Origin of the sequence: Nonomuraea gerenzanensis (genome assembly GCF_020215645.1) — a bacterium.
Taxonomy (GTDB): Bacteria; Actinomycetota; Actinomycetes; order Streptosporangiales; family Streptosporangiaceae; genus Nonomuraea; species Nonomuraea gerenzanensis.
In genome coordinates this window covers 4,604,836-4,625,237 of the sequence record NZ_CP084058.1, presented here as the reverse complement: position 1 = coordinate 4,625,237, position 20,402 = coordinate 4,604,836, and the positions used below count along the sequence as shown (strand labels likewise).

At 73.5% G+C, this 20,402-nt stretch carries 19 protein-coding genes and 1 pseudogene; 6 read left to right on the top strand and 14 right to left on the bottom strand.

The window, feature by feature from the left end:
- The first annotated feature begins 12 nt into the window (after positions 1 to 12).
- On the top strand, positions 13 to 630 hold the full coding sequence (locus LCN96_RS21865; protein WP_225274725.1) for a pentapeptide repeat-containing protein: 618 nt from the start codon (positions 13 to 15) through the stop codon (positions 628 to 630).
- Positions 631 to 776: 146 nt separating this feature from the next.
- A complete protein-coding gene (locus LCN96_RS21860; protein ID WP_225274724.1) occupies positions 777 to 2,681 on the top strand; it encodes a hypothetical protein in 1,905 nt (634 codons plus the stop codon).
- A gap of 433 nt (positions 2,682 to 3,114) precedes the next feature.
- On the opposite strand, the gene LCN96_RS21855 is transcribed toward LCN96_RS21860, so the two are convergent.
- The gene (locus LCN96_RS21855) at positions 3,115 to 3,972 is read right to left on the bottom strand and encodes a helix-turn-helix domain-containing protein (protein ID WP_225274723.1); all 858 of its coding nucleotides are present in this window, start codon (positions 3,970 to 3,972) and stop codon (positions 3,115 to 3,117) included.
- A 103-nt stretch (positions 3,973 to 4,075) separates the two neighbouring features.
- On the opposite strand from LCN96_RS21855, the gene LCN96_RS21850 reads away from it, so the two are divergent.
- Together LCN96_RS21850 and LCN96_RS21845 are read left to right on the top strand one after the other, a co-directional pair.
- Positions 4,076 to 4,675: an NADPH-dependent FMN reductase gene (locus LCN96_RS21850; RefSeq protein ID WP_225274722.1), complete on the top strand. Its 600-nt coding sequence runs from the start codon at positions 4,076 to 4,078 to the stop codon at positions 4,673 to 4,675.
- The gene (locus LCN96_RS21845) at positions 4,675 to 5,667 is read left to right on the top strand and encodes an aldo/keto reductase (RefSeq protein ID WP_225274721.1); all 993 of its coding nucleotides are present in this window, start codon (positions 4,675 to 4,677) and stop codon (positions 5,665 to 5,667) included. The genes LCN96_RS21850 and LCN96_RS21845 overlap by 1 nt, the downstream gene beginning before the upstream one ends.
- Before the next feature lie 10 nt (positions 5,668 to 5,677).
- Here LCN96_RS21845 and LCN96_RS21840 read toward each other — a convergent pair whose 3' ends face one another.
- From LCN96_RS21840 to LCN96_RS21830, 3 genes are all read right to left on the bottom strand, one after another.
- Entirely contained in the window at positions 5,678 to 6,679 is a 1,002-nt protein-coding gene (locus tag LCN96_RS21840; RefSeq protein ID WP_225274720.1) for a hypothetical protein, read from the bottom strand.
- Complete coding sequence (locus LCN96_RS21835) at positions 6,669 to 7,250, bottom strand: copper resistance CopC family protein (protein WP_225274719.1); 582 nt, start codon at positions 7,248 to 7,250, stop codon at positions 6,669 to 6,671. Before LCN96_RS21835 ends, LCN96_RS21840 begins: the two co-directional genes overlap by 11 nt.
- 88 nt (positions 7,251 to 7,338) lie before the next feature.
- Positions 7,339 to 7,950 (bottom strand): hypothetical protein, encoded by a 612-nt coding sequence (locus tag LCN96_RS21830; RefSeq protein ID WP_225274718.1) that lies wholly within the window; start codon positions 7,948 to 7,950, stop codon positions 7,339 to 7,341.
- A gap of 71 nt (positions 7,951 to 8,021) precedes the next feature.
- Between LCN96_RS21830 and LCN96_RS21825 the strand changes: the two genes are divergently transcribed.
- Positions 8,022 to 8,312: a hypothetical protein gene (locus LCN96_RS21825; RefSeq protein WP_225274717.1), complete on the top strand. Its 291-nt coding sequence runs from the start codon at positions 8,022 to 8,024 to the stop codon at positions 8,310 to 8,312.
- On the opposite strand, the gene LCN96_RS21820 is transcribed toward LCN96_RS21825, so the two are convergent.
- The 7 genes and pseudogenes from LCN96_RS21820 to LCN96_RS21790 form a co-directional block, all read right to left on the bottom strand.
- Positions 8,302 to 9,351, bottom strand: coding sequence for a fatty acid desaturase family protein (locus LCN96_RS21820; protein ID WP_225274716.1), 1,050 nt, complete (start codon positions 9,349 to 9,351; stop codon positions 8,302 to 8,304). The two genes, LCN96_RS21825 and LCN96_RS21820, sit on opposite strands and share 11 nt — an antisense overlap.
- A 228-nt stretch (positions 9,352 to 9,579) precedes the next feature.
- The gene (locus LCN96_RS21815) at positions 9,580 to 10,731 is read right to left on the bottom strand and encodes an FAD-dependent monooxygenase (protein ID WP_225274715.1); all 1,152 of its coding nucleotides are present in this window, start codon (positions 10,729 to 10,731) and stop codon (positions 9,580 to 9,582) included.
- Between the two features lie 26 nt (positions 10,732 to 10,757).
- On the bottom strand, positions 10,758 to 12,350 hold the full coding sequence (locus LCN96_RS21810) for an MFS transporter (RefSeq protein ID WP_225274714.1): 1,593 nt from the start codon (positions 12,348 to 12,350) through the stop codon (positions 10,758 to 10,760).
- A gap of 79 nt (positions 12,351 to 12,429) precedes the next feature.
- Positions 12,430 to 13,293, bottom strand: coding sequence for an FAD-binding oxidoreductase (locus LCN96_RS21805; RefSeq protein WP_225274713.1), 864 nt, complete (start codon positions 13,291 to 13,293; stop codon positions 12,430 to 12,432).
- Between the two features lie 124 nt (positions 13,294 to 13,417).
- Positions 13,418 to 13,708 (bottom strand): annotated as a pseudogene (locus LCN96_RS57430) (FAD-binding protein); the annotation flags it as partial.
- 190 nt (positions 13,709 to 13,898) lie between these two features.
- A complete protein-coding gene (locus tag LCN96_RS21795; RefSeq protein ID WP_225274712.1) occupies positions 13,899 to 14,135 on the bottom strand; it encodes a hypothetical protein in 237 nt (78 codons plus the stop codon).
- A 68-nt stretch (positions 14,136 to 14,203) separates the two neighbouring features.
- Positions 14,204 to 15,121, bottom strand: a complete 918-nt coding sequence (locus tag LCN96_RS21790; RefSeq protein WP_225274711.1) for a hypothetical protein — start codon at positions 15,119 to 15,121, stop codon at positions 14,204 to 14,206.
- 251 nt (positions 15,122 to 15,372) lie between these two features.
- Between LCN96_RS21790 and LCN96_RS21785 the strand changes: the two genes are divergently transcribed.
- Positions 15,373 to 17,070: an exo-alpha-sialidase gene (locus LCN96_RS21785; protein WP_225274710.1), complete on the top strand. Its 1,698-nt coding sequence runs from the start codon at positions 15,373 to 15,375 to the stop codon at positions 17,068 to 17,070.
- A gap of 120 nt (positions 17,071 to 17,190) precedes the next feature.
- Here the strand turns inward: LCN96_RS21785 and LCN96_RS21780 are convergent, their stop codons facing one another.
- The 3 genes from LCN96_RS21780 to LCN96_RS21770 form a co-directional block, all read right to left on the bottom strand.
- Complete coding sequence (locus LCN96_RS21780) at positions 17,191 to 18,123, bottom strand: DUF2382 domain-containing protein (RefSeq protein ID WP_225274709.1); 933 nt, start codon at positions 18,121 to 18,123, stop codon at positions 17,191 to 17,193.
- A gap of 140 nt (positions 18,124 to 18,263) precedes the next feature.
- Positions 18,264 to 18,806 (bottom strand): DUF4142 domain-containing protein, encoded by a 543-nt coding sequence (locus LCN96_RS21775; RefSeq protein ID WP_225274708.1) that lies wholly within the window; start codon positions 18,804 to 18,806, stop codon positions 18,264 to 18,266.
- An 89-nt stretch (positions 18,807 to 18,895) separates the two neighbouring features.
- Entirely contained in the window at positions 18,896 to 20,107 is a 1,212-nt protein-coding gene (locus tag LCN96_RS21770) for an alpha/beta fold hydrolase (protein WP_225274707.1), read from the bottom strand.
- Positions 20,108 to 20,402 lie beyond the last annotated feature (295 nt).

The window sequence follows — 20,402 nt, the reverse complement described above, 5'->3', positions numbered from 1 at the left end:
TAGTTTGTTCGCATGGCAGAGCGCAGGTACGGCGTCCAGGCGCCGCCGACGGAGACGACGATCAGGTCCGCCGACTGGGACGGCCGCGAGCTCTCCGGTGAGACCCACCACCGCGTGCTGTTCCAGGACGTGGACATGACCGAGCTGGTCGACCACGGCTCCTCCTTCGAGGAGTGCCAGTTCAGGAACGTGCGGTTCAACGTGTCGGTGCACGAGGACGCGCGCTTCGTCAACTGCACGTTCTCGCGCTGCTCGTTCTTCGACGCCACGTTCGGCGGCTGCAAGCTCACCGGCAGCATGTTCGACGGCTGCACCTTCGGGCTGCTGAAGGTGACGGGCGGCGACTGGTCCTACGCCGGGCTGCCCGGTGCCGACCTGCGCGGCAGCGCCTTCGAGGGCACCCGGCTGCGCGAGGCCGACCTGAGCGGGGCCAAGCTGGAGGGCGCCGGGCTGCGGCGGTGCGACCTGTCGGGGGCGTGGCTGCACGGCGCCGACCTGACGCGGTGCGACCTGCGGGGCAGCGACCTGAGCACGCTCGATCCGCGCGAGGTGACGCTCGGCGGGGCGGTCATCGACCCGTTCCAGGCGACGGTGGTGGCGGGCACGCTGGGCTTCGACGTACGGGACTGACCGTACGGACGACGCTGACGGCACGGGCTGCACGGACGGCGCTGACGGCGCTGACGGCGCTGACGGCACGGACGGCAGGGACGGCGCTGACGGCACGGACGGCGCTGCGGGCACGTGCGGGTGCCCGGGTGGAGCAGGATGTGCGTGTGCCCAACGCCGAACTCACCGCCGCCGAGCAGGCCGTGGCCGCCGCCGTCCGCCGCGGCCACGACGTGGACCTGCGCTCCGGCGATCCCGCCCACGACTCCCCCGCCAACGTCGCCGCCTGGGAGGCCGGCCGCAGCGTACGGGCGGAGGTGCTGGCGCAGCTGCTGCTCGGCGAGTACACCGACCCCGCCGACAAGCCGGCGCTGCGCCTGTCGGGGGCGCGGATCACCGGCCTGTTACACCTGGCGTTCAGGGAGCTCGACCTGCCGGTCACGTTCAGCGACTGCGTCTTCGACGAGGCCCCCGACCTCTACCAGGCCCGCACCCGCTTCCTCAGCTTCGCCGGCTCCAGCCTGCCCGGCCTGATCGCCTCGAACCTCCAGGTCGAGGGCGACCTGCGGCTGACCGGCTGCCACGTCACCGGCGAGCTGCGCCTGCGCAGCGCCCGCGTCAGCAGCAACTTCTCACTGAACGGCGCCCGCCTGGAGCCGGCCGCCGGCGCCGCGCTCAACGCCGAGCACCTCGACGTCGGCAGCAATCTGCTGGCCCGCGACGGGTTCAGCTGCGTGGGCGAGATCATCCTCACCGCGGCCAGGATCGGCGCGGCGGTGAACCTGGAGGGCGCCCGGTTGCGCGCCCCCGGCGGGCTGGCGTTCGGCGGCTCGAACCTGGTCGTCCAGGTGGGCCTGTTCGCGCGGGAGATGAGCGTGACGGGCGAGTTCTCCCTGCGGTTCGCCCGCGTCTCCGGCCCGCTCACGCTGCGGCGCTCCGTGCTGCGCAACCCGGGCGGCCTGGCCCTGCACGCCGGCGGCCTGAACGCCGAGGCGGGGCTGTACCTGTCGCTGGTCGAGACCGAGGGCGCCGTCTGGCTGGAGGGCGCCACCGTCGGCCGCGCGCTCAACCTGGACGGCGCCCGCCTGTGCGCCCCCGGCGGCGTGGCGCTGCGGGGCGACCGCCTCGCCGTGGACGGCGCGCTGCTGGCCCGCGACGGTATGTCGGCCGAGGGCGAGATCAGCCTGACCGACGCCTCGGTGACCGGCCCGGCACACTTCAAGGGCGCCACGCTGGCCAACCCCGGCGGCTCGGCGCTGTCGGCGAACGGCCTCACGGTCGGCAAGGTGCTCAACCTCTGCGAGGGCTTCTCGGCCCAGGGCCGGATCCGGCTGACGTACGCGCAGGTCGGCAGCCGCCTGTGCCTCGACGACGCCACCCTGGAGACACCCGGCGGCAAGGCGCTCACCTGCCGCCGCCTGGAGGTGCGGGAGCTGGCGATGCGGACGGCCAAGCCGGTGCGCGGCGCGGTGGACCTGCGGCACGCGCGGATCGGGGTGCTGCAGGACGACGCCGCCGTGTGGCCGGACGAGCTGTGCATGGACGGGCTGTCGTACGAGGTGCTGGAGCCCATGCTGCCGGCCGCCGAGCGGCTCGCCTGGCTGCGCCGGGATCCCGAGGGTTACCTGCCGAACGCCTACGAGCAGCTCGCCGCGATGTACCGGCGGCTGGGCAGCGAGGCCGACGCCCGCGACACGCTCCTGGCCGGCCAGCAGCAGCGCCGCGACACCCTGCCCGGCTACGCCCGCTTCTGGGGCCACCTGCAGGACGCCACCGTCGGCTACGGCTTCCGGCCGCTGCGGGCGGCCGCCTGGCTGGTGGCGCTGCTGGCGGTGGGCACCGTGGTGTTCGGCCTCGCCGAGCCGCCGCCGCTGAAGCGGGGGGAGGCGCCGGTGTTCAACTCGTTCATGTACAGCCTCGACCTGCTGCTGCCGATCATCGACTTCGGGCAGGAGAAGGCGTTCAATCCGGGTGGGGGGACGCAGTGGCTGGCGTACGGGCTGATCGCGGCGGGGTGGGTGCTCGCCACGACGATCGCCGCCGGGCTGACGCGTACGTTGCGGCGGGCCTGAGCCGGGGGCGTCTACAGGAGGAGGTTGACGACGATCGTCAGCACCACCGACAGGACGAGCGAGATCAGGATCATCGCCAGGCAGCCCATCGCTCCGCCCAGCGGCCTGACGTCCCAGTTCCCCAGCTTCATGCCGGTCCGCTACCCGGGCGGGCGCGCCTCAAGCGGCGCCCCGCCCGAGCGGGCCGCCTGCGCCTGAGCACGGCGCACGGCGCACGGCGCAAGGGCAGTTGGCAGACGCGCAGGCGCAGGCGCGGCGCGCGGGGGCACAGCGCACGGCGCCGGGGCACGGGCGCGGGGCACGGCTCGGGGTACGGCGCGGGGCGCACGGCGCGGGGCGCAGGGCGCAGACGCGGGGCGCAGACGCAGGGCGCAGCGCTCAGGCGCACGGCGCGGGACACAGGCGCAGACTGCGCAGGCGCAGGTGGCGGCGCTCAGGCGCTGACCGCGCGCAGGGCGCCGGGGTGGCGGCCGGTGAGGCGGTCGAGGGCGGCGGCCGTGTCGGCGTCGGCGGGCAGGTAGACGAGGAGCCGCTGGTCGTCGCCCAGCAGGTCGAGCGGCTCCCTGGCCAGCCGCAGCTCACCAGCCCCCGGATGCGCCATCCGCTGCACGGGCGCAGGCCGCGGCGGCCCCGAGGTCCGGGACATGCGCCCGGTGAACGCCTCCCCCGCCGCGAACGACAGCATCTCGACCAGCTCACCGGCCCACGGATCATCGGGCCCCGCCTCGTACTTGAGCGCCGCCGCCTGCTCGTCGGCCACCCTGTCCCAGTCCGGGAAGGCGATCCTGGCCCGCACGTCGGTGAAGACGTACCGGGTCAGGTTGGGCGGCTCATCGTCCAGCAGCCCCATGGGGCCGAAGAGGCGGTCGAAGCCGGTGGTGCGGGCGATGATCTCGCCGAGCCGGTTGAGGAGCGCGGCGGGCGCGGGCTCCAGGCGTTCGAGCAGCGCGCGCACGGCCGGGCGTACGGTGCGGGCGGGCGCCTGGGCGGCGGCCGGGCACAGGGCGATGCTGCCGCTGGTCAGCTTGGCGAGGTGGCGCAGATGCATGCGCTCCTCGGGCGTCATGCGCAGGGCGTCGGCCAGCGACACGAGCACCTGCACCGACGGGTTGCGGTCGCGGCCCTGCTCCAGCCTGGTCAGGTACTCGACGCTCACCCCCGCCACCGTGGCCAGCTCCGATCTGCGCAGCCCCGGCGTGCGCCGCCGGCCGCCCTCGGGCAGGCCGACGTCGGCGGGCTTGAGTGCCTCGCGGCGGGCGCGCAGGTAGGCGCCCAGCTCGTTCTCGCTCACAGCTCTGGAGTCTACGGACCCGGCCCGCGCTTATCGTGGCCCTCCCGGGGCCAGTCTGATCGCGGCCTTCCTCGGCGCGCGGCGGGTCGGCAAGCTGACAGCCATGACGAAGATGAAGTTGGCGGTGATCTCGGGCAGCCTCCGCGAAGGTCGTTACGGCCCCGGGATCGCCCGATGGTTCACCGAGCAGGTGGCCGCGCACGGGCAGTTCGACGTCGATGTGATCGACCCGGCCGACACGGCCCTGCCCGCGGCGCTGCCGATCTCCCAGGAGCGGCTGCTCGACGTGGACGACCGGCCGGCGGAGATGCGCCGCCTGGCCGGGCGGCTGGCGCGGGCGGACGCGTTCGCGGTGGTGACGCCGGAGTACAACCACAGCTACCCCGCCGCGCTCAAGCACCTCATCGACTGGCATCTGACGCCGTGGCAGGCCAAGCCCGTGGCGCTGATCTCCTACGGCGGGCAGGGCGGCGGGATCCGCGCGGCCGAGCACCTGCGGCAGGTCTTCAACGAGCTGCACGCCGTGACGATCCGCAACTGGCTCAGCTTCGACCAGCACTGGACGCGCTTCGACACCGACGGCCGGCTGACCCGCGACGCCGAGGACGCGCAGGCCGCGGCCAAGGCCCTGCTGGACCAGCTCGGCTGGTGGAGCACCGCGCTGCGCCAGGCCAGGCTCGCCGTCCCCTACCAGGCGGCGTGATGCGTTACCGGCTGCTGGGCCGTACCGGGCTGCGGGTCTCGGAGCTGTTCCTCGGCGCGATGACCTACCGCGAGGTCACGCCCGAGGTGCGGCGCAGCTTCGAGCTGTACGCCGAGTCGGGCGGCAACGTCGTGGACACGGCCTCGATGTACGGCGAGAGCGAGAACGTGGTCGGCGAGCTCCTCCAGGGCCACCGCGACCGTTTCGTGCTGGCCACGAAGTACACGCCCACCCGTGACCGCACCGACCTCAACGCCGCCGGCAACCACCGCAAGAACCTCGTCCTGTCGCTGGAGCAGAGCCTGCGGCGGCTGCGTACCGACTACCTCGACCTGTTCTGGGTGCACGTGTGGGACCGGCACACCCCGATCGAGGAGACGATGCGCGCGCTGGACGACGTGGTGCGGTCGGGGAAGGTGCTCTACGTGGGCATCTCCGACGCGCCGGCGTGGGTGGTGAGCCGGGCCGACATGCTGGCGGAGTGGCGGGGGTGGACGCCGTTCGCGGGGCTGCAGGTGCCGTACAGCCTGCTGCGGCGCGACATCGAGCGGGAGCTGCTGCCCATGGCGCGGGCGCTGGGCATCAGCGTGGCGGCGTGGGGGGTGCTCGCGCACGGCGTGCTGTCCGGCCGGTACGCCGAGCCCGGCGCCGCGCCGTCGCGCGTGTCACCCGAGTCGATCAGCGAGCGGGACAGGGCCGGGGTGCGGGCCGTGCTGGAGGTGGCGGGCGAGCTGGGCGTCACGGCCTCGCAGGTCGCGATCGCGTGGGCGCTGCGGCGCGGCGTGCATCCGATCCTCGGGACGAGCAGCGCCGAGCAGCTCAAGGACAACCTGGGGGCCTCCGGCACGGCCCGGGCCCTGCCCGAGGAGGCGATGCGGCGGCTGGAGTCGGCGGTGGAGTTCGACCTGGGCTTCCCCGGTGACTTCGTGGGCGAGGTCGACCGCAGCCCGGACATCTACGGCGACGCGCTCCCCCTCCTCGACGGCCGCTGACGACCTGCGCTCAGCAGAGCGCCATGGCCGTCTGCCACAGCCCCGGCAGCGCCGCGAGGACGCGGTCCCCGCGGCGCCTCCGGTCGGCGAACGTCTCCACGCCGAGGTCGGCGAGCAGCTCGTGGAACTCGTCGGCGTACTCCGGCGGCAGCCCGGCCGCCGCCCGCTTGGCCAGGCAGCGCGCGTACGTGGCCACCAGCCAGAAGACCGCCTCCCTGTGCAGGCCCCGCTCGATGAGGTCCAGGCTCCCGTCGATGGCGGCCGGCCGGGCGGCGGCGGAGATGTCGGAGTCGAACCGGTAGCCGGGCACCCGCACGGAGGCGGTCGCGTCGAACGCCTTGGCCAGCGTCGCCAGGTGCCGCCGCACCCGCGCGGCGTCGAGGTCGGCGCAGCCGAGCAGGCCGAGCAGGCTCTCGTGGAAGTCGAGCCGCCCGTGCTCGGCGAGCAGCTCGCGGACGGCCGCGTACCGGCCGCGGACAGTGGGGTTGCGCAGCCCGGCCACGAGCAGCACGTGCGCGGTCACCCCCGTGCCGAACAGCCAGGAGGTGACCTGCTCGGGCAGCGGCGCGGAGCCGTCCATGCCGTTGATCCACCCCCGCACCCGGTCCATGGCGTTGGTGCAGCGCGCCAGGATCCAGGGGCGTGCGGCGAAGTCTCGGGAGACGACCCGCTGCAGCTCGGTCAGCCGCCCGGACGGGTCGGCCAGCACGCACGGCAGGTGGAAGCTGCCGGCCAGGTGGTAGTCGCTCAGCACCTCGTGCGGGGAGCCGGGGGCGGCCATGGAGGAGACCTCCAACAGCACCCCCTTATACGGAAATTTCCCGATGTGGGGGATGTGAGCGGCCGGTTCCGCGACCACCATGACGTCCACGTCGGAGGTCGGCGCCAGCTCCTCACCCGGATCGGCCCACAACGCCGACCCGGTCAGGAACGCCCCGCCGAACCCCGGCAGCCGGGCGCCCTCCTCCCGCACCCACTCCCCCGCGACCCGCCTGGCCTGCTCAATCCGCATGCACATCCTCCCGATCGGATCTCCGGCGCGAGCTCCTGATCAGCACGAACGCGCCCAGCACCACCAGCACCACCAGCCCGCCCCAGATCCAGCCGGGAACCCCGGCCGAGGCGGCGGGCCGTTCTCCCGCCGCCGCGGAGGGCTGGGCGGCCTCCGTGCCGGACGGTGCCGCCGCCGCCGAACCTGTGGGCGAAGCGGGTGCCGTAGATGATCCTTTCACGCGGAAGGGGATTTCGCCCTCAATGGGATGTCCGTCGGAGGAAACGACCCGCCAGGCGAGCACGTACGAGCCGGGCGCGAGCGGCTGGGGCACCTCGGCGGACACCAGCGGCCCGTCGAGCTGCGGCTTGCCGAGCGCGACCTCCCGTCCGGCCGCGTCGTGCAGCACCACGAACGGGAACTTGACGCTCGCGCTGTACTCCAGCTCGACCTCCTCGACCGAGGTGACCTCCGCGTCCTTGGCGGGCGAGCTGCGCTTGAGCGTGTCGTGGGCGTAGGCGGGCGAAGCGGGCAAGGTCAGGAGGAGCAGGGCGCAGCCGAGCGCGACCGCCCTGCGGAACAGAAATGCCATGACGGGTCTCCAGAATGATCTCCCGGACGACCGGACCCGTGGCGCCGGACGTCCGGACACAGGCAGGGGCGATGAAAGGGGCGAGGCGTCAGTGACGCGTCGCCGCGGGCGGCCCTCGCCTGCTGATCGTGCCGGAGACCGTCCGGCCGGCGCGTACGATCGCACCCGGCGTCCTCGGCCGCCACCGCAGCGACGGCACCCCCAGTCCCTCCGCCACGGGCACGGCCACGAGCAGCCGCACGACCGGGAGCGGCGCCCCGTACAGACGGATCATCAGCCACAACGCGCTCTCACCGCGGTGCAGCCACCACGCCGTGAGCCCCGCCACCGTGAGGTGGACCAGCACCATGCCGGGCGCGGGATGCCCGTGCCCGGGGCCGGGGGCCACGCCGGACGCGAGCCGTTCGAAGAGCTGGTGCAGCAGCAGCTGGGTGCCGGCGGTCGCGGCGAGCACGGCGGCGGGCCCGCGCTCGCGCCCGTCGATCAGGTACGCCAGCCCGAGCGCGGCCAGCACCCCGGCCAGGTGACCGCCGAACGGCACCGGCCCTCCGCCGGCCAGCGCGTGCCCGCCCGCGGACACGGCGCCGCAGACCGTGGCGAACACCACGGCCCGCGCCAGCCTCAGCGCCGGCGCCGCCACCGGTGTCGGCGTGCAGGACGGCGCGCAGGACGGCGGGGCGGACCCGGGCGGGGCGGACACAGCCGACATCTTTTCACAAGGTTCTCGGCGCGCCGAGGTTCGAACCGCGCGTGTGAGGGCAGCGGACTTCGATGGACATCGCCACGAGCGCCGGCCAGGACCTGGAGCGTGCGGTCCGCCAGGAGCTGTTGGACGCGGGTTTCACCGTCGAGCCGTCGCTGATGTCCGCCGATGGCGGGCTCGGAGTCTGGCACGATCCCACACGCGGAGTGGTCATCACCTGGGGCACCACGGCCGACCACCTCGTCCGGCACGCGACCATCCGCTCCGCGGTCCTGCTCGCGCTGCGCACGGTCCTGCTCGAGGCGGGCCATCAGGTCCGGGAGGATTTCAACGGCCTGGAGCTGATCGTCACGGACTGACCCCGCGCAGCGGCCGGCCCACCTCGTGCAGGTGGCGCAGCGCCTGCCCCCACGACTCCAGCAGGCCGCACTCGACGTAGTCGACGCCGAGCGAGGCGCAGTAGTCGCGCACGATGGGCTGGGCCTTGCGCAGGTTCGCGGTCGGCATGCTGGGGAACAGGTGGTGCTCGATCTGGAAGTTCAGGCCGCCGAGCGCGGTGTTGACCAGGTGCCCGCCGCGCACGTTGCGGGAGGTCAGCACCTGCTTGCGGAGGAAGTCCAGCTCGTCCTCGGCGGTCAGCACGGGCATGCCCTTGTGGTTCGGGGCGAACGTGCAGCCCAGGTAGACGCCGTAGCAGGCCTGGTGGACGGCCAGGAAGAGCAGCGCCTTGGGCAGCGGCAGCACCAGGAACACCGCCCCCGCGTACGCCAGCACGTGCGCGACCAGCAGCAGCCCCTCGGTGCCCCGGTTCTTCAGCGACGGGCGGCGCAGCGCGCGGAAGCTCGACACCTTGAGGTTCACGCCTTCGAGCGTGAGCAGGGGGAAGAACAGGAACGCCTGCCAGCGCCCGATGAAGCGGGGCAGCCCCCGGCTGGCCTCGGCCTGCCGCTGCGACCAGATGAGGACGTCGGGCGAGACGTCCGGGTCGTGGTCCTCGTGGTTGGGGTTGGCGTGGTGGCGGGTGTGCTTGTCCATCCACCAGCCGTAGCTGAGCCCGACGGCCAGGTTGCCCACGATCAGCCCGGCGATCCTGCTGACGCGCCGCGACCGGGAGATCTGCCCGTGCGCCAGGTCGTGGGCCAGCAGCGTGACCTGGGCGAAGGCCACCGCCAGCAGCACGGCGACGCCGAGCTGCCACCAGGAGTCGCCGAGCGCCGCGAAGGCCGCCCAGGCGCCCGCGAACAGGGCGGCCACCAGGCCGATCCGCACGGCGTAGTAGCCGGGCCGTCTGTCGAGCAGCCCGGCCTCGGCGACGCGCCGCGACAGCCGCGCGAAGTCACTGCCCCGTTGCGCCCCCCGAGGTACTCCGGCCGGGCTGGAGGTCTCTGCCACAGTCACGTTTCGTCTCCGATGCCGAGGAGTGGATGATCGCTCCTCAGCATCGCGAGCGGAGGTGGCCCGGCGGACCCCCGCTGCCACCCGTCCTCGCGGTAGTGCCCGCCCTACCAGGACCCCGGCTGGAGGACGTCCCCGCCGCCTGGGGATCGGGCCGGCCCATCGCACTCAGCGTGGCACTGGACGACGACTCTCACCTGGTGGGGAATGGCGGGCGGCGGGGACGCCGGCTCAGGCGAGCTGCAGGGCGGGCAGCGGCTCCGGCGCCGCGGCCTCACCGAAGATGTGCAGGTCAGGGCGGAAGGCCGCCAGATACGCCGCGCGGTCGCGGAAGGTCGCGGCCAGCGCGTCGCCGTAGTCGATGAGCTGCCGGTGGGCGTGCCGGCGCGGCTCGTACCGGGCGTGCAGCAGCCGGTCGAGCAGCTCGGGGTCGTCGCCGGCCACGCTGATGACGTCCGCCAGGATCTCGGCGTCGTGCAGCGTGTAGCTCATGCCCATGCCGGTCATCGGGTGGCAGGCGAACGCGGCCGAGCCGAGCAGGGCGGCGTTGCCCTTGTGGTAGGCCGCCACCCGCAGCGACGAGACCTTGATCCGCTGCCAGGTCGCGGGCTGCAGGAAGTTGAACGCGTCCGAGCTGTCGGTCACGAACTTCTTCAGCTCGTCGAGCAGTGCGGGGATGCCGTCCTGGAAGACCTCCTTGTCGTCCTCGGGCGGTAAGCCGACGAACACGCGGGCCTGGTCCCTGTTGATCGGATAGAGGTAGGTGAGCCAGCCCTCGGAGCTGAAGTACAGCCGGTTGAGCTGGGCGACACTGGCGCTCAGCGGCACGGTCGCCACCCGCATGAGCAGCCGCTCGTACGGCATCGTGAACTGCTCGATGCCCAGCGCCTGGCGCACGGCCGACTTGGTGCCGTCGGCGCCGATCACCACCCCGGCTCGCAACGTCCGCCCGTCATGCAGGGTGAGCTCCTCCACCTGCTCACCCACCGGGCCCTCGCCAACCGCGATGTCGGCGATGCTGGCGTCGAACCAGAACTCGACGCCCTGCATCGCGCAGGAGGTGTAGATGAGCTCGACCAGCTCACGGTAGGGACGGATGAGAAAGCCGCCGTCGGGGAAGCGGCACTCCTGGATGGGGTCGCCATCGTGGTAGTAGCGGATGGTGTCGCGTCGCAGGCCATGGCGTTCGACAAGGTCGGCCAGCCCGTGCCGGGCCAGCACCCGCAAGCCGGGAGGCTTGAGGAAGTCGGCGCCCGCGCTCGGGACGGAGGGTCCCTGCTCGATGACGACGGCGTGCAGGCCGCGGCGGCCCAGCAGCAAGGCCAGGAAACAGCCGCCGAGCCCGGCGCCGACGATGGCTACGTCGCAGGATGTGGTTGCCATGACGAGAGCCCTTCTGGATGGTTGAACTAGTGCGTATGCCCGCGGGTACCGGCGAGGGGGCCGGGTTCGGCCGTTCGCGGCCGCGGGACCGGGTCCTGGTAGGGGTCTGCGGGGGGTGTGCGGGTCTCGACTGGCAGCAGCGCGTCGGCCTCGGCCGCGACGGTGGCGAGGGTCATGCGCAGCTCTAGCAGCAGCCGGCGGGGCACCTTGATCATCACGTCACCCGGATCCGGCCGCAACCGGGTGATCTTGGTCAGGGCCAGTGCTCCGATCAGCACAGAGATGGCCACGCACAGGGCGAGCGCGCCGGCCAGGCCCGCGAAGGGCCCGGTCATGAACGGGTGGTCGATCACGACCGACACGACCGCGACGCCGACGGCACCGCCGACCATGCGAGCCATGGTGGCCGCGCCCACGGCGGAGGCGTACTGGTGAGGGCGGGCGGCCAGGGTGGTGGCGACGGCGGTGCCGGGCGCGAGCGCGCCGACCCCCATGCCGACCACGACGCTGGCGACCAGACCCCACACGGTGGGGCCGGCCTGCGTCAGCACGAGCACGCAGGCGCCGCCGCACAGCAGCGAGCCGGCGTAGATGAGACCGTACGCGCCGACCCGCTTGACGATCTTTCCGGCCAGGAAGCTCGTCACCACGACGGCCACGGACGTGGGGGTCAGCCACATGGCCACTTCGAGCATGGGGTAGCCGAGGTGCAGCAGGTACAGCGGCTGCACGGTGAGCAGCCCGTACGACAGCGCGCCGAACCCCCAGGTGGCCAGCCAGCCCCAGACGAACCGGGGCCGCCGCCACAGCACCAGGTCGATCGCCGGCAGGCGGTGGTGCCTGGCCTGCGCGAGCGCGCCGCCGAGCAGGGCCAGTGCGGCCAGCGCCAGCCACACCACGTCCATGCCCCAGGCCATGGCCTTGGAGATGGCCAGGACCACGACGGCGATCCCGGCTGCCAGCAGCCAGGCGCCGAGCACGTCCGGCACGCCCTTGGTGGCGGCGCGCCGGCCGGACGGCAGTGCGGCGCAGCAGATGAGCAGTGCGACGCCGATGATGACGTCGGGCAGGAACAGCGCCCGCCAGCCGACGGTGGCGGCCAGCCAGCCGCCGCCCGCCTGCATGAGCAGGCAGCCCAGCCCGGAGGCCGAGCTCCACAGTGCGATCGCGCCGCGGCGCTGCGACTCCGGCAGCTCCCCGAGCAGCAGCCCGAGGCTGGCCGGGATCATCGCCGCGGCTCCGGCGCCCTGGACGGCCCGTGCGGCCAGCACGTACGACCAGGGCTCCACGGTGACGGTGGCGATCCCGCCCAGCACGAACACCACCAGCCCGACCGCGAGCACGCGGCGGCGGCCGAACAGGTCGGCCCAGCGGCCGGCGGTGGCCAGCAGGGCCGCGATCGGGATGAACGCCGCGCTGGTCAGCCAGACCAGGTCACCCAGCGGCATGCCGGCGCCGGCGGGTGTGTACCGCAGCACTCCCACTGCCAGGGTGGTGGCCGTGGTGTCGGCCATCACCGTCAACATGACACCCGCACCGACCAGGCGCAGCATCACACCGTGACGCCGGTCCGCGCCGGTCGTGCCCGTCCCCCTGACGGCCGCTGGTGACGAACGCACGTGTCCTCCTATGGATGGCTTGCCGCCTCGCACGCTCCGGCGGTGCGAGGGGCGGAGCTGACGTGTCCTCGACGGTGGGTCAGGCGCCGTAGCGGCCGGGCGAGATCATGCCGTCCGGGTCGAGCGCCGTCTTGAGCCTGTGCAGCATGCCGAGGCCGGCGGTGCTGGTCTCGGACCAGACGTCGGCGGCGGCGTGATCGATGTCGGAGCGGTAGATGGCGCAGCCGTGCCCCCGCAGCAGGCAGCTGCCGTCGTTGCGGAGCTGGTGGGCGCGGTAGGGGGCGTCGGGCGCGCCGCGTTCGAAGAAGATCTGGATGACGCCGTTGGCCAGGTGCTCGCTGACGAGGTTCCACTCCACCATGAGGGCCGTGGTGTGGCGGTCCACGGCGGTCTGCATCGCGGCCAGGATCTGCTCGGTCCTGCGGGCGTGCATGGGCATCAGCGGCAGCAGTGCCAGGAAGCCCATCGCGCCCTCGTCGATCTGGTCGCACGACGTCACGCCGAGCGCGTTGTGCACGCCCCGGCAGGTGGGGATGCCCTGCGCCATGAGCGCGCGGGGGTAGAGCGGGTCGTCGGCGGCGACCTCGGCCGCGTCCAGCACGCCCAGTGCCTCGGCGCCCTCGACCTCGATGAGCGCCTTACGCAGCAGCTCCTCGGCCAGCTCCACCGTGGCGTCGCTGCCCATGAGCGGCCCGAGGATGGTGAACAGGCTCGGGTCCACACCCGCCGGCAACATCCAGTCGCCGCCGCTGGGGACCAGCGACAGCTCCCGCACGCGCAGCAGCCCGTCGGCCGGGTTGCCGCGGCGCAGGAAGGAGGTGACCGCGCCGAGCGCCACGCCGACCTGGTCGCGCTGGATGCGGCCGTGCACGAGCCCGATGGTCTCGGGGCGCGGCACCAGCGACACGGCCATGGCGGTGACGATGCCCAGGTTGTGCTGCACGAACGTCTGCGTCAGGTCCGGCCCCGGCGACGCGGCCGTGGTAGCGCCCGGCCGGGTCCAGCCCGCCGGTGGTGACCACGCTGCCGTCGGCCAGCACGGCCTCCAGCCCCGCCACGTCGTGGACGCGGGAGCGCACGCAGCCGTCGCCGCGGTCGAGGGCGTTGCCGATGACCGAGGTGTCGGCGCAGGAGGCGGTGACGTTGAGCATCCACGGGGTGTCCCGCAGCACCGCGGCGAGCTGCCGCTGGGTGACGCCGGGCTCGATGACCGCGTAGCCGGCCTCCAGGTCGAGCCCGCGGATGCGGTTCATGCCGCCGAGGTCCACGACCACGTTGTCGTCGGCGACCGGCACGGCCGAGCCCATGCCCCAGTTCCTGCCCGTGCTGATCGGATAGAGGCGGCGGCGGTCGGCCATGGCCTGACGGACGAGTGCGCGTACCTCGTCCAGGCTGCGTGGCGTCTCGACGCCCGCCACGGAGCGCGGCTGGTGGCCCCCGACGTCACGCGACCTCAGCTCCAGTCGCGATAGTCCCTGCATGACTCTCCTCAAGGGGTGAGATTCGCTTGTCCGGCTCTCTGCGTCGGAGCCGCTGTGGGGGCACACGTCAGGCGGTGTGCTGGAGCAGGTCGTCGATCGACCCGATGGCCTGGTTGGACAGCTCTCTGATGCCGAGCAGGCGCCGCTCGACGTGCACGCTCTCCTCGGGGGGAGGCTCGGGGAAGTCGAGCGTGCCGCGGGGCGCGCTCTGCGCGGGCACCTCGTGCAGGCCGTACGGGTGGCGCCGGACATGGTCGGGGTGCTCGTGCCGGGAGCGGGCGGGCAGGTGCGGGGGGGTTCGCATGACGGGAGCTCTCCTACCGGATTCGAAGGGGTTTTCCGGGTGACCGCTCGCCGTTGAGCGGCTGGTGGTCAGCGCGCGCCCTCCTCGGTCTCCTCGAAGCCGGGGTAGCCGGCCCGTGGAGCGACAGCCGCGGAGGTGACCGCGGGAGTGCTTCGGGGGACGCCGTGGTTGATGACGCTCGCGGCGATGCGGCGCTCCGCCAGCCCCATGTGGGGGCGGCCCGCGCCGGTCGAACCCGGCCGGGCGCCGGCCGAGCCTGTGATCATGGAGCTGGCGTGCACCCACCGGCGCGACTCCGCCAGCACCTCGCGCTGCGCGCGGCCCAGGTCCTCGTGCCGCGCGTAGTGCTCGCAGACGGCCCGCGCCAGCACCCGTGCCATGACGAGGTGCTCCTGGCAGGCGCCCGCGACCTTCGCCTCCAGGCCCGTGACCTGGGCGAGGAGCAGTTGCAGGTGCGGCATGGCCGAGCTGCGCTCGAACCCGTCGAGCTCCGCCAGCCGCTCGGGCCAGCGCAGCCGCCGCTCGATCGAGGCGCACACGGCGCTCACGACCTCGGTGGCGGGCTCGTCGCCGGGGGCGCGGCCGTCGAGTTGCACGGCGCGCTGCGCGGTCGGCTCGAAGTCGGCCAGCCGGCGCAGCCCGCTCTGCAGCAGGCGTACCCGGTTGTGCAGGCACGCCGCGCTCCAGCCGAGCACCAGCAGGCGGTCGGCGTCGGCCTCGCAGTGCCAGCCGACCAGTGCCACCTCCCGGGCCATGCGGTGGTGCAGCACCCATGACTCCTGCTCGGCCGGCGGCACCGGCGTGTCGATCCACACCTGCAGACCGCCGGGGGGCAGCTCGGCGACCCCGACGTCCATGCCCTCGGGCACGACCCTGGCGCAGATCCGCCGGACGACGCGGCGCTGCGCGGCGGTCTCCGGCGCCATGGGCGCCGGGCCGGGCAGCACGCGTTCCTGGGCCACCTTCGCCCGTGGCTCGATGCTCATCTGGGCCACCTCCTGACCCGCGGTCTCTCGACCGACGTAAATTGACACTTAATAGTGCCGTCCCGATCGTCGTAAGCCGGGCCTTTTCTGTCAACTGTCACTTAACGAATCCAGCATGGATCTTCCCAGCCCCCGACACCCCCGTCCGTGAACCCGCGACTTCCCGCAGGTGAATCCCGGGTTACGGGGTGTGCATGATCTAGAGTCCGTACAGGGCGGCAGATCGTGCACGACAGCCGAGGAGCGAGCCAGTGCGGGTGTCCAGAGCCGTGGTCGCGGCCATGTCGGTGGCCGCCGGGCTGCCCGCGTACCACGGTCCGGCGCAGGCCGGAGGCGGTTACTGCGTGCTACCTGATCACCCCACTCAGTCCGGCCCTTACCTCGTCGCCACTGCTTCCTTCCTAGACTGGATTCATCCGAATCCGCCGCCCGCCGACCCGGAGCCGGAGGGCGCGGAGCGGCTGGAGTTCGCGGGGTTCCCGAACGTGTCGGCGCTCGACGTCACCGGCCGCCGCGGCCGGCCCGAGACGAAGGTGATCGCCACCTACACCACGAACGTGGACAAGGTCGTCACCCTCACCAGCGCGGCGGCCGTCTCGACGGACGGCGGGCGCACCTTCGGCCCGTCCAGCCCGACGCCGCTGCGGGAGTCGCCGATCGAGCTGCACGACGGCCGGTTCTTCGCCACGGAGTACTACCTGGCCAGGACGGGCCCGCACACCGCCCGGCTGGGCGTGCTGACCTCCTCGGCGCTGGACGACGGCGAGAGCTGGCTGCGCTCGGAGGCCGTGCTGACCACGCCGGGCGACCTGCTGCCCGGCGGGGCGGCGCACGGAGCGCCGATCCAGCTGGCCGACGGGACGATCCTGATCACCGCCTACGCCCGCTACGGCGGCACCGGGGCGTACCAGGCGGAGGTGTACGCCAGCCGCGACGGCGGGCGCACCTTCGAGCGGCGCGGCGTGATCGCCGTGCCCGAGCCCGGGTTCGCCTACAACGAGGCGGCGATCGAGCAGGCGATGGACGGCAGCCTCGTAGCGGTGCTGCGCCGCGACGGCGGCCGGTACTCCACGCTGCACCAGAGCCGCTCCACCGACGGCGGGCTCACCTGGCAGCCGGTGGCCGGGCTGCGCCTGGCCGGTTACGACTGCGTGGTGCGCGGGGTGGCGCCCCGGCTGCTGCTGATGCCCGGCGGCGCGCTGGTGCTGAGCGCCGGGCGGCCGGACAACTGGCTGGCCGTCTCGCCCGACGGGCTCGGCCAGGAGTGGCTGGAGCCCCGGGTGACCTACCACAACCGCGACGGCGAGGTGGACACGCGCGGCTCCTCCGGCTACACAGGCGTGGCCGCCGTGGGGCCGCACCGGTTCATCCAGGTGTTCGACAACTGCAAGCTGGCGGGCGTGCGGCCGGACGGGCTGCTGGACGAGACGGCGTGCCCGGCGCACGGGCGCTTCGAGTACGGCGGGCGGTACGCGGTCAAGCGCCTGCTGTTCGACGTGGCCACCCCCGGCAAGCGCCTGGACCTGGCCGCGCTGCGCCGCGCCGGCCGGCTGCGCGTCTCCACCGACATGCGCTGGACGAGCCCGCGCCGCCCCAGGACGCGCCCCGGCGGGGCCCTGGACGGCAGCACGGGTTACTGGTCGAGCGCCGTCTCCCGGGGCCGGGGCCGCTACGTGCTGCACCTGGACCGGCCGTACGCGCTGGCCAGGATCGGGCTGAGCCTGCGGCCGGGCCATCCGGCGAGCGCCCGCGTGTACGTGTCGGGGAACGGCCGCTCCTGGGGCGAGCCGGTCGTCACGATCAAGGACAGGGTCGACCACGCCCTGCGCTACGACGAGCTCGGCCGCACCGCCCGGCACGTCAAGGTCGTCACCGAGCCCGCGCCCGGCTGCGACAGGGAAATCGGCCGCGAGTGCGCCGTGCTGAACGAGGTCGAGCTCTATTCATGAATGCCCCGGCGGCCCGAACGCCCGACTTTTCCGCTGGTCGGGCGCGGCGGTCAGCCGGAGTTTATGCATAAACGCCAGCGGGGGCCCGTTCCGGTGCCCCCGCGTGACTTCCGTGACCCCTTACCGCCCCGGCGGCATGTCGCCGCGACGGCCGAAGGGCAGGTCCTTGTCGTCCTTGGTCGCGCCCTCCTCGTCGATCTCCAGCCGCTCCTTGCGGACCTGGCCCTCGACGGTCTCCTCGTGCTGGACGTCCTGCTTGCGCACGTGGACGCGCTCGACCGGCTTGGTCTCCTTGCCGACGACCGCGCGCTCCTCGTGCAGGATCATCTGGCGGTCCTCCGCCTGGATCTCGTGCGGCCCGGCCAGCTCGCCGTCACGGATGGGCTCGCGCTCGATCACGACCTCCTCGTGGGAGAGCGGGATCTTCTGCTGGACGTTCTCGGTCTCGACGTACTTGTGCAGGCGTACGCGGCCTGTCTCCCTGGTCTCCTTGCCGATGTGCAGCTGCTCCTCCGACCGGGTCATCTCGATGTCGCGGTCGTCGTCGGTGAGGTCGCCGCGCATCTCGCCGGCCATGCCGGCGCGTTCCCCTGTCATGCCGCCTGTCATCCCGGTGCCCGCGCCCGGCATGCCGGTGCGCTCGCCGGTCAGGCCCGCTCGCTCGCCCGCCAGGCCGCCCCGCTCCGGCTCCCCGGTGACGGGGCCGCGGGTGCGGGCCTCGCCGGCGCGCTGGCGCGGGATGTCGGTCGGCTGCATGCCGTAGTAGCGGTAGAGGTCGGCCTCCTCGTTCAGGGAGAGGCGGTCGTCCACGTCGACGTTGGGCGCGTCCTTGATCATCTCCTTGTCGAAGGGGACCCTGATCTCGTCGCCCGAGCGGCGGGAGTTGGCCAGCGGCACGAAGGTCTGCTTCATCCCGAAGAGCCCCGTGCGGACGGTCACCCACTCCGGCTCGCCCGTGCGATCGTTGAGGTAGATCTGGCCCACCTTGCCGATCGACTGTCCGTCCGACCCCACCACGTGGCAGTCGAGTAGGTTGCGGATCTCTGTTTGCATAGCCACGACGATCCCCCCGATGTGTTCGTCCTGGTTCAAAAGGGACAAATACCCTAAATCGCCATATCGCCACACAAGGGCGGGGCACGTTTCGCTCTGTTTCGCTCAACGACTCCCGGGCCGCCGCGCAGAGCGGCGGATCAGCCGTCCTGGGCCTGCTCCAGCTCGTCCAGATGGTGCTGCAGTGACTGCTGGGCCGTCTGGGCCAGCGCCTTGACCGTCTGGTTGGAGCCCTTGGAGACCTGCGTCTTCGTGGCGGCCAGCGCCTCCCGGTGCGCCTTGATCATGCCGGACAGGAAGTCCTGGTCGAAGTCCTGGCCCGTGGCGGCGCGCAGCCGCCTGACCTCGGCCTGCTGCGCCTTGGACGGCGAGGTGGGCAGCTCGACGCCGAGCTGCGTGGCCGCCTGGGTGACCTTGACGTCCAGCTTCGTGTGGTCGTCGAGCAGCAGCTTGCCGATGTTCTTGACCTGCTTGGTGGCGCCCTTGCCCATCGCGAGCCGGCCGGCCTGCACCTCGGACAGGTTGCCCTGGTGGATGGTCCGCATCCAGGCCCTGTCCTGCTCGGACGGCTGCGTGTCGGTGCGCGCGGCCACGGCCGCGGTGTTGGGCGCCACGTCGGCGGCACACCCGGTGAGAACGGCCAGCGTCGCGGCGGCCAGCGGCAGGGACAGACTCGTGCGCATGAGGATTCCTATGACCAGGCGATACGTCTCCGCAACAGACAGTAACCGCCGCGGGGGCCGCCACCCGGCATTCCCCCTGCTCGGGCGCGTCAGGACCCGGCCGCTCGCACGGGTCCGCGGTAGCCGGGCGGCGGCCCGTCCCCCTCGTAGGCGTTCAGCCGCCCGTCCGTGAGGAACGTCCGCAACACCGCGAAGTAGGCATCGGTACGGCCGGCGGGAACGCCGTCGCCGACGTAGGCCAGGCGTGCCTCCGGGAGCGCGCGGCGGTAGGCGGTGGCCTCCGACCAGGGCTCGGCGTCGCAGGCGCCCTTGACGACCAGCACGGGCACCTTCACCCGCGTCAGGTCCGCGCGCAGTGAGGCGGGCGCGGCCCGACCGGCCAGCGCGACGTAACCGCCCTGGCCGGGGCCGGGCGGGCGAGCGGGGCACGACGGCCGGTGGCGCAGGAGCGCGAGGTGGGCGTCCAGCTCGCGATCACCGGCGAACGCGTGCGCGGTCTCCGGGTCCACCCGCAGCAGCGCCGAGAGGGCGAGCGTGCGCGGGTGCGGCAGCCCGGCCGCCCCCAGGGGGATGGCGGAGAAGGCGGTACGGGACGGCGAGCGGGCCGGGGAGAGGCCGGCCGGCGAGTACAGGACCGCTCGGGACACGTGGCCGGGATGCGCCGCCAGGTAGGCGGCGGCGAGCTGCGCCCCGTGGTCACGGGCGACGAGGGTGAGGCGCTCTTCGCGCAGGGTGCGCCGGATCGCCTCCAGGTCGGCGACGTCCCTGGTCAGGCCGTATCCCCGGGGGTCGGCCAGCCGGGCCGAGCGGCCGGCGCCGAGCTGGTCGTAGACGTACACCTCGTAGCCCGCGGAGGCGAGCCGGCCGTAGAACGCCGCGTCGCCCTCCAGGTCGCCGACGCCCGGGCCGCCGTGCAGGAAGATCACCGGATCCGGCCGCGTGACCCGTCCGGGTGCGATCCGTACGTACGCCAGCCGGGAGCCCGTGGGCAGCCGCCACTCGCGCTGGCCCGCCACCCCGGCGGGGGCGGGCGGGGCGGCCGGCGGGTGCAGCGTGACCGCCGAGACCTGCCACACCACGGCCGCCTCCACCCCCAGCACCGCCGCCGCGCGCAGCCAGCGTGCCCATGCGGCCCTGGGCCGGGGTACGCAGAGCAGCAGGCCGAGGAAGAGCACCGACGCGAACACGGCCAGGCCGGCCACGGTGAACGCCTCGGGGCCCGCGCCCACCAGGGCCATCCCGGCCAGCGCGGCCAGGCCCGCGACCGGCGCCAGCCCCAGCACCAGGCCCCCCGCCACCACCCGGCCGGCCAAACGGGCCGCGCCGCGGCGGAGGGTGCCGGAGGCTGCCCTGGTTGACGTCCGGCCGGAGGGGGCGCCGCCACGCCCGCCGCGCCCGCCACGAGCCGATGGCGCCTCGCCGGACGACGCGCCGCCGCGCGCAGTGGGTTGCGTTCCATCGGCGGAAGTCGCGCCGCGCGCACCCCGAGCGGGTGGCGGCCCGCCTGAGGAGGGGCCGGGCGGCCAGGGCCGGGCAGGGGGCGCCTGGCCGGGCGGCGGGCGGCCGGAGGGGGCGGGGGTGGGCCGGCGGGAGGGG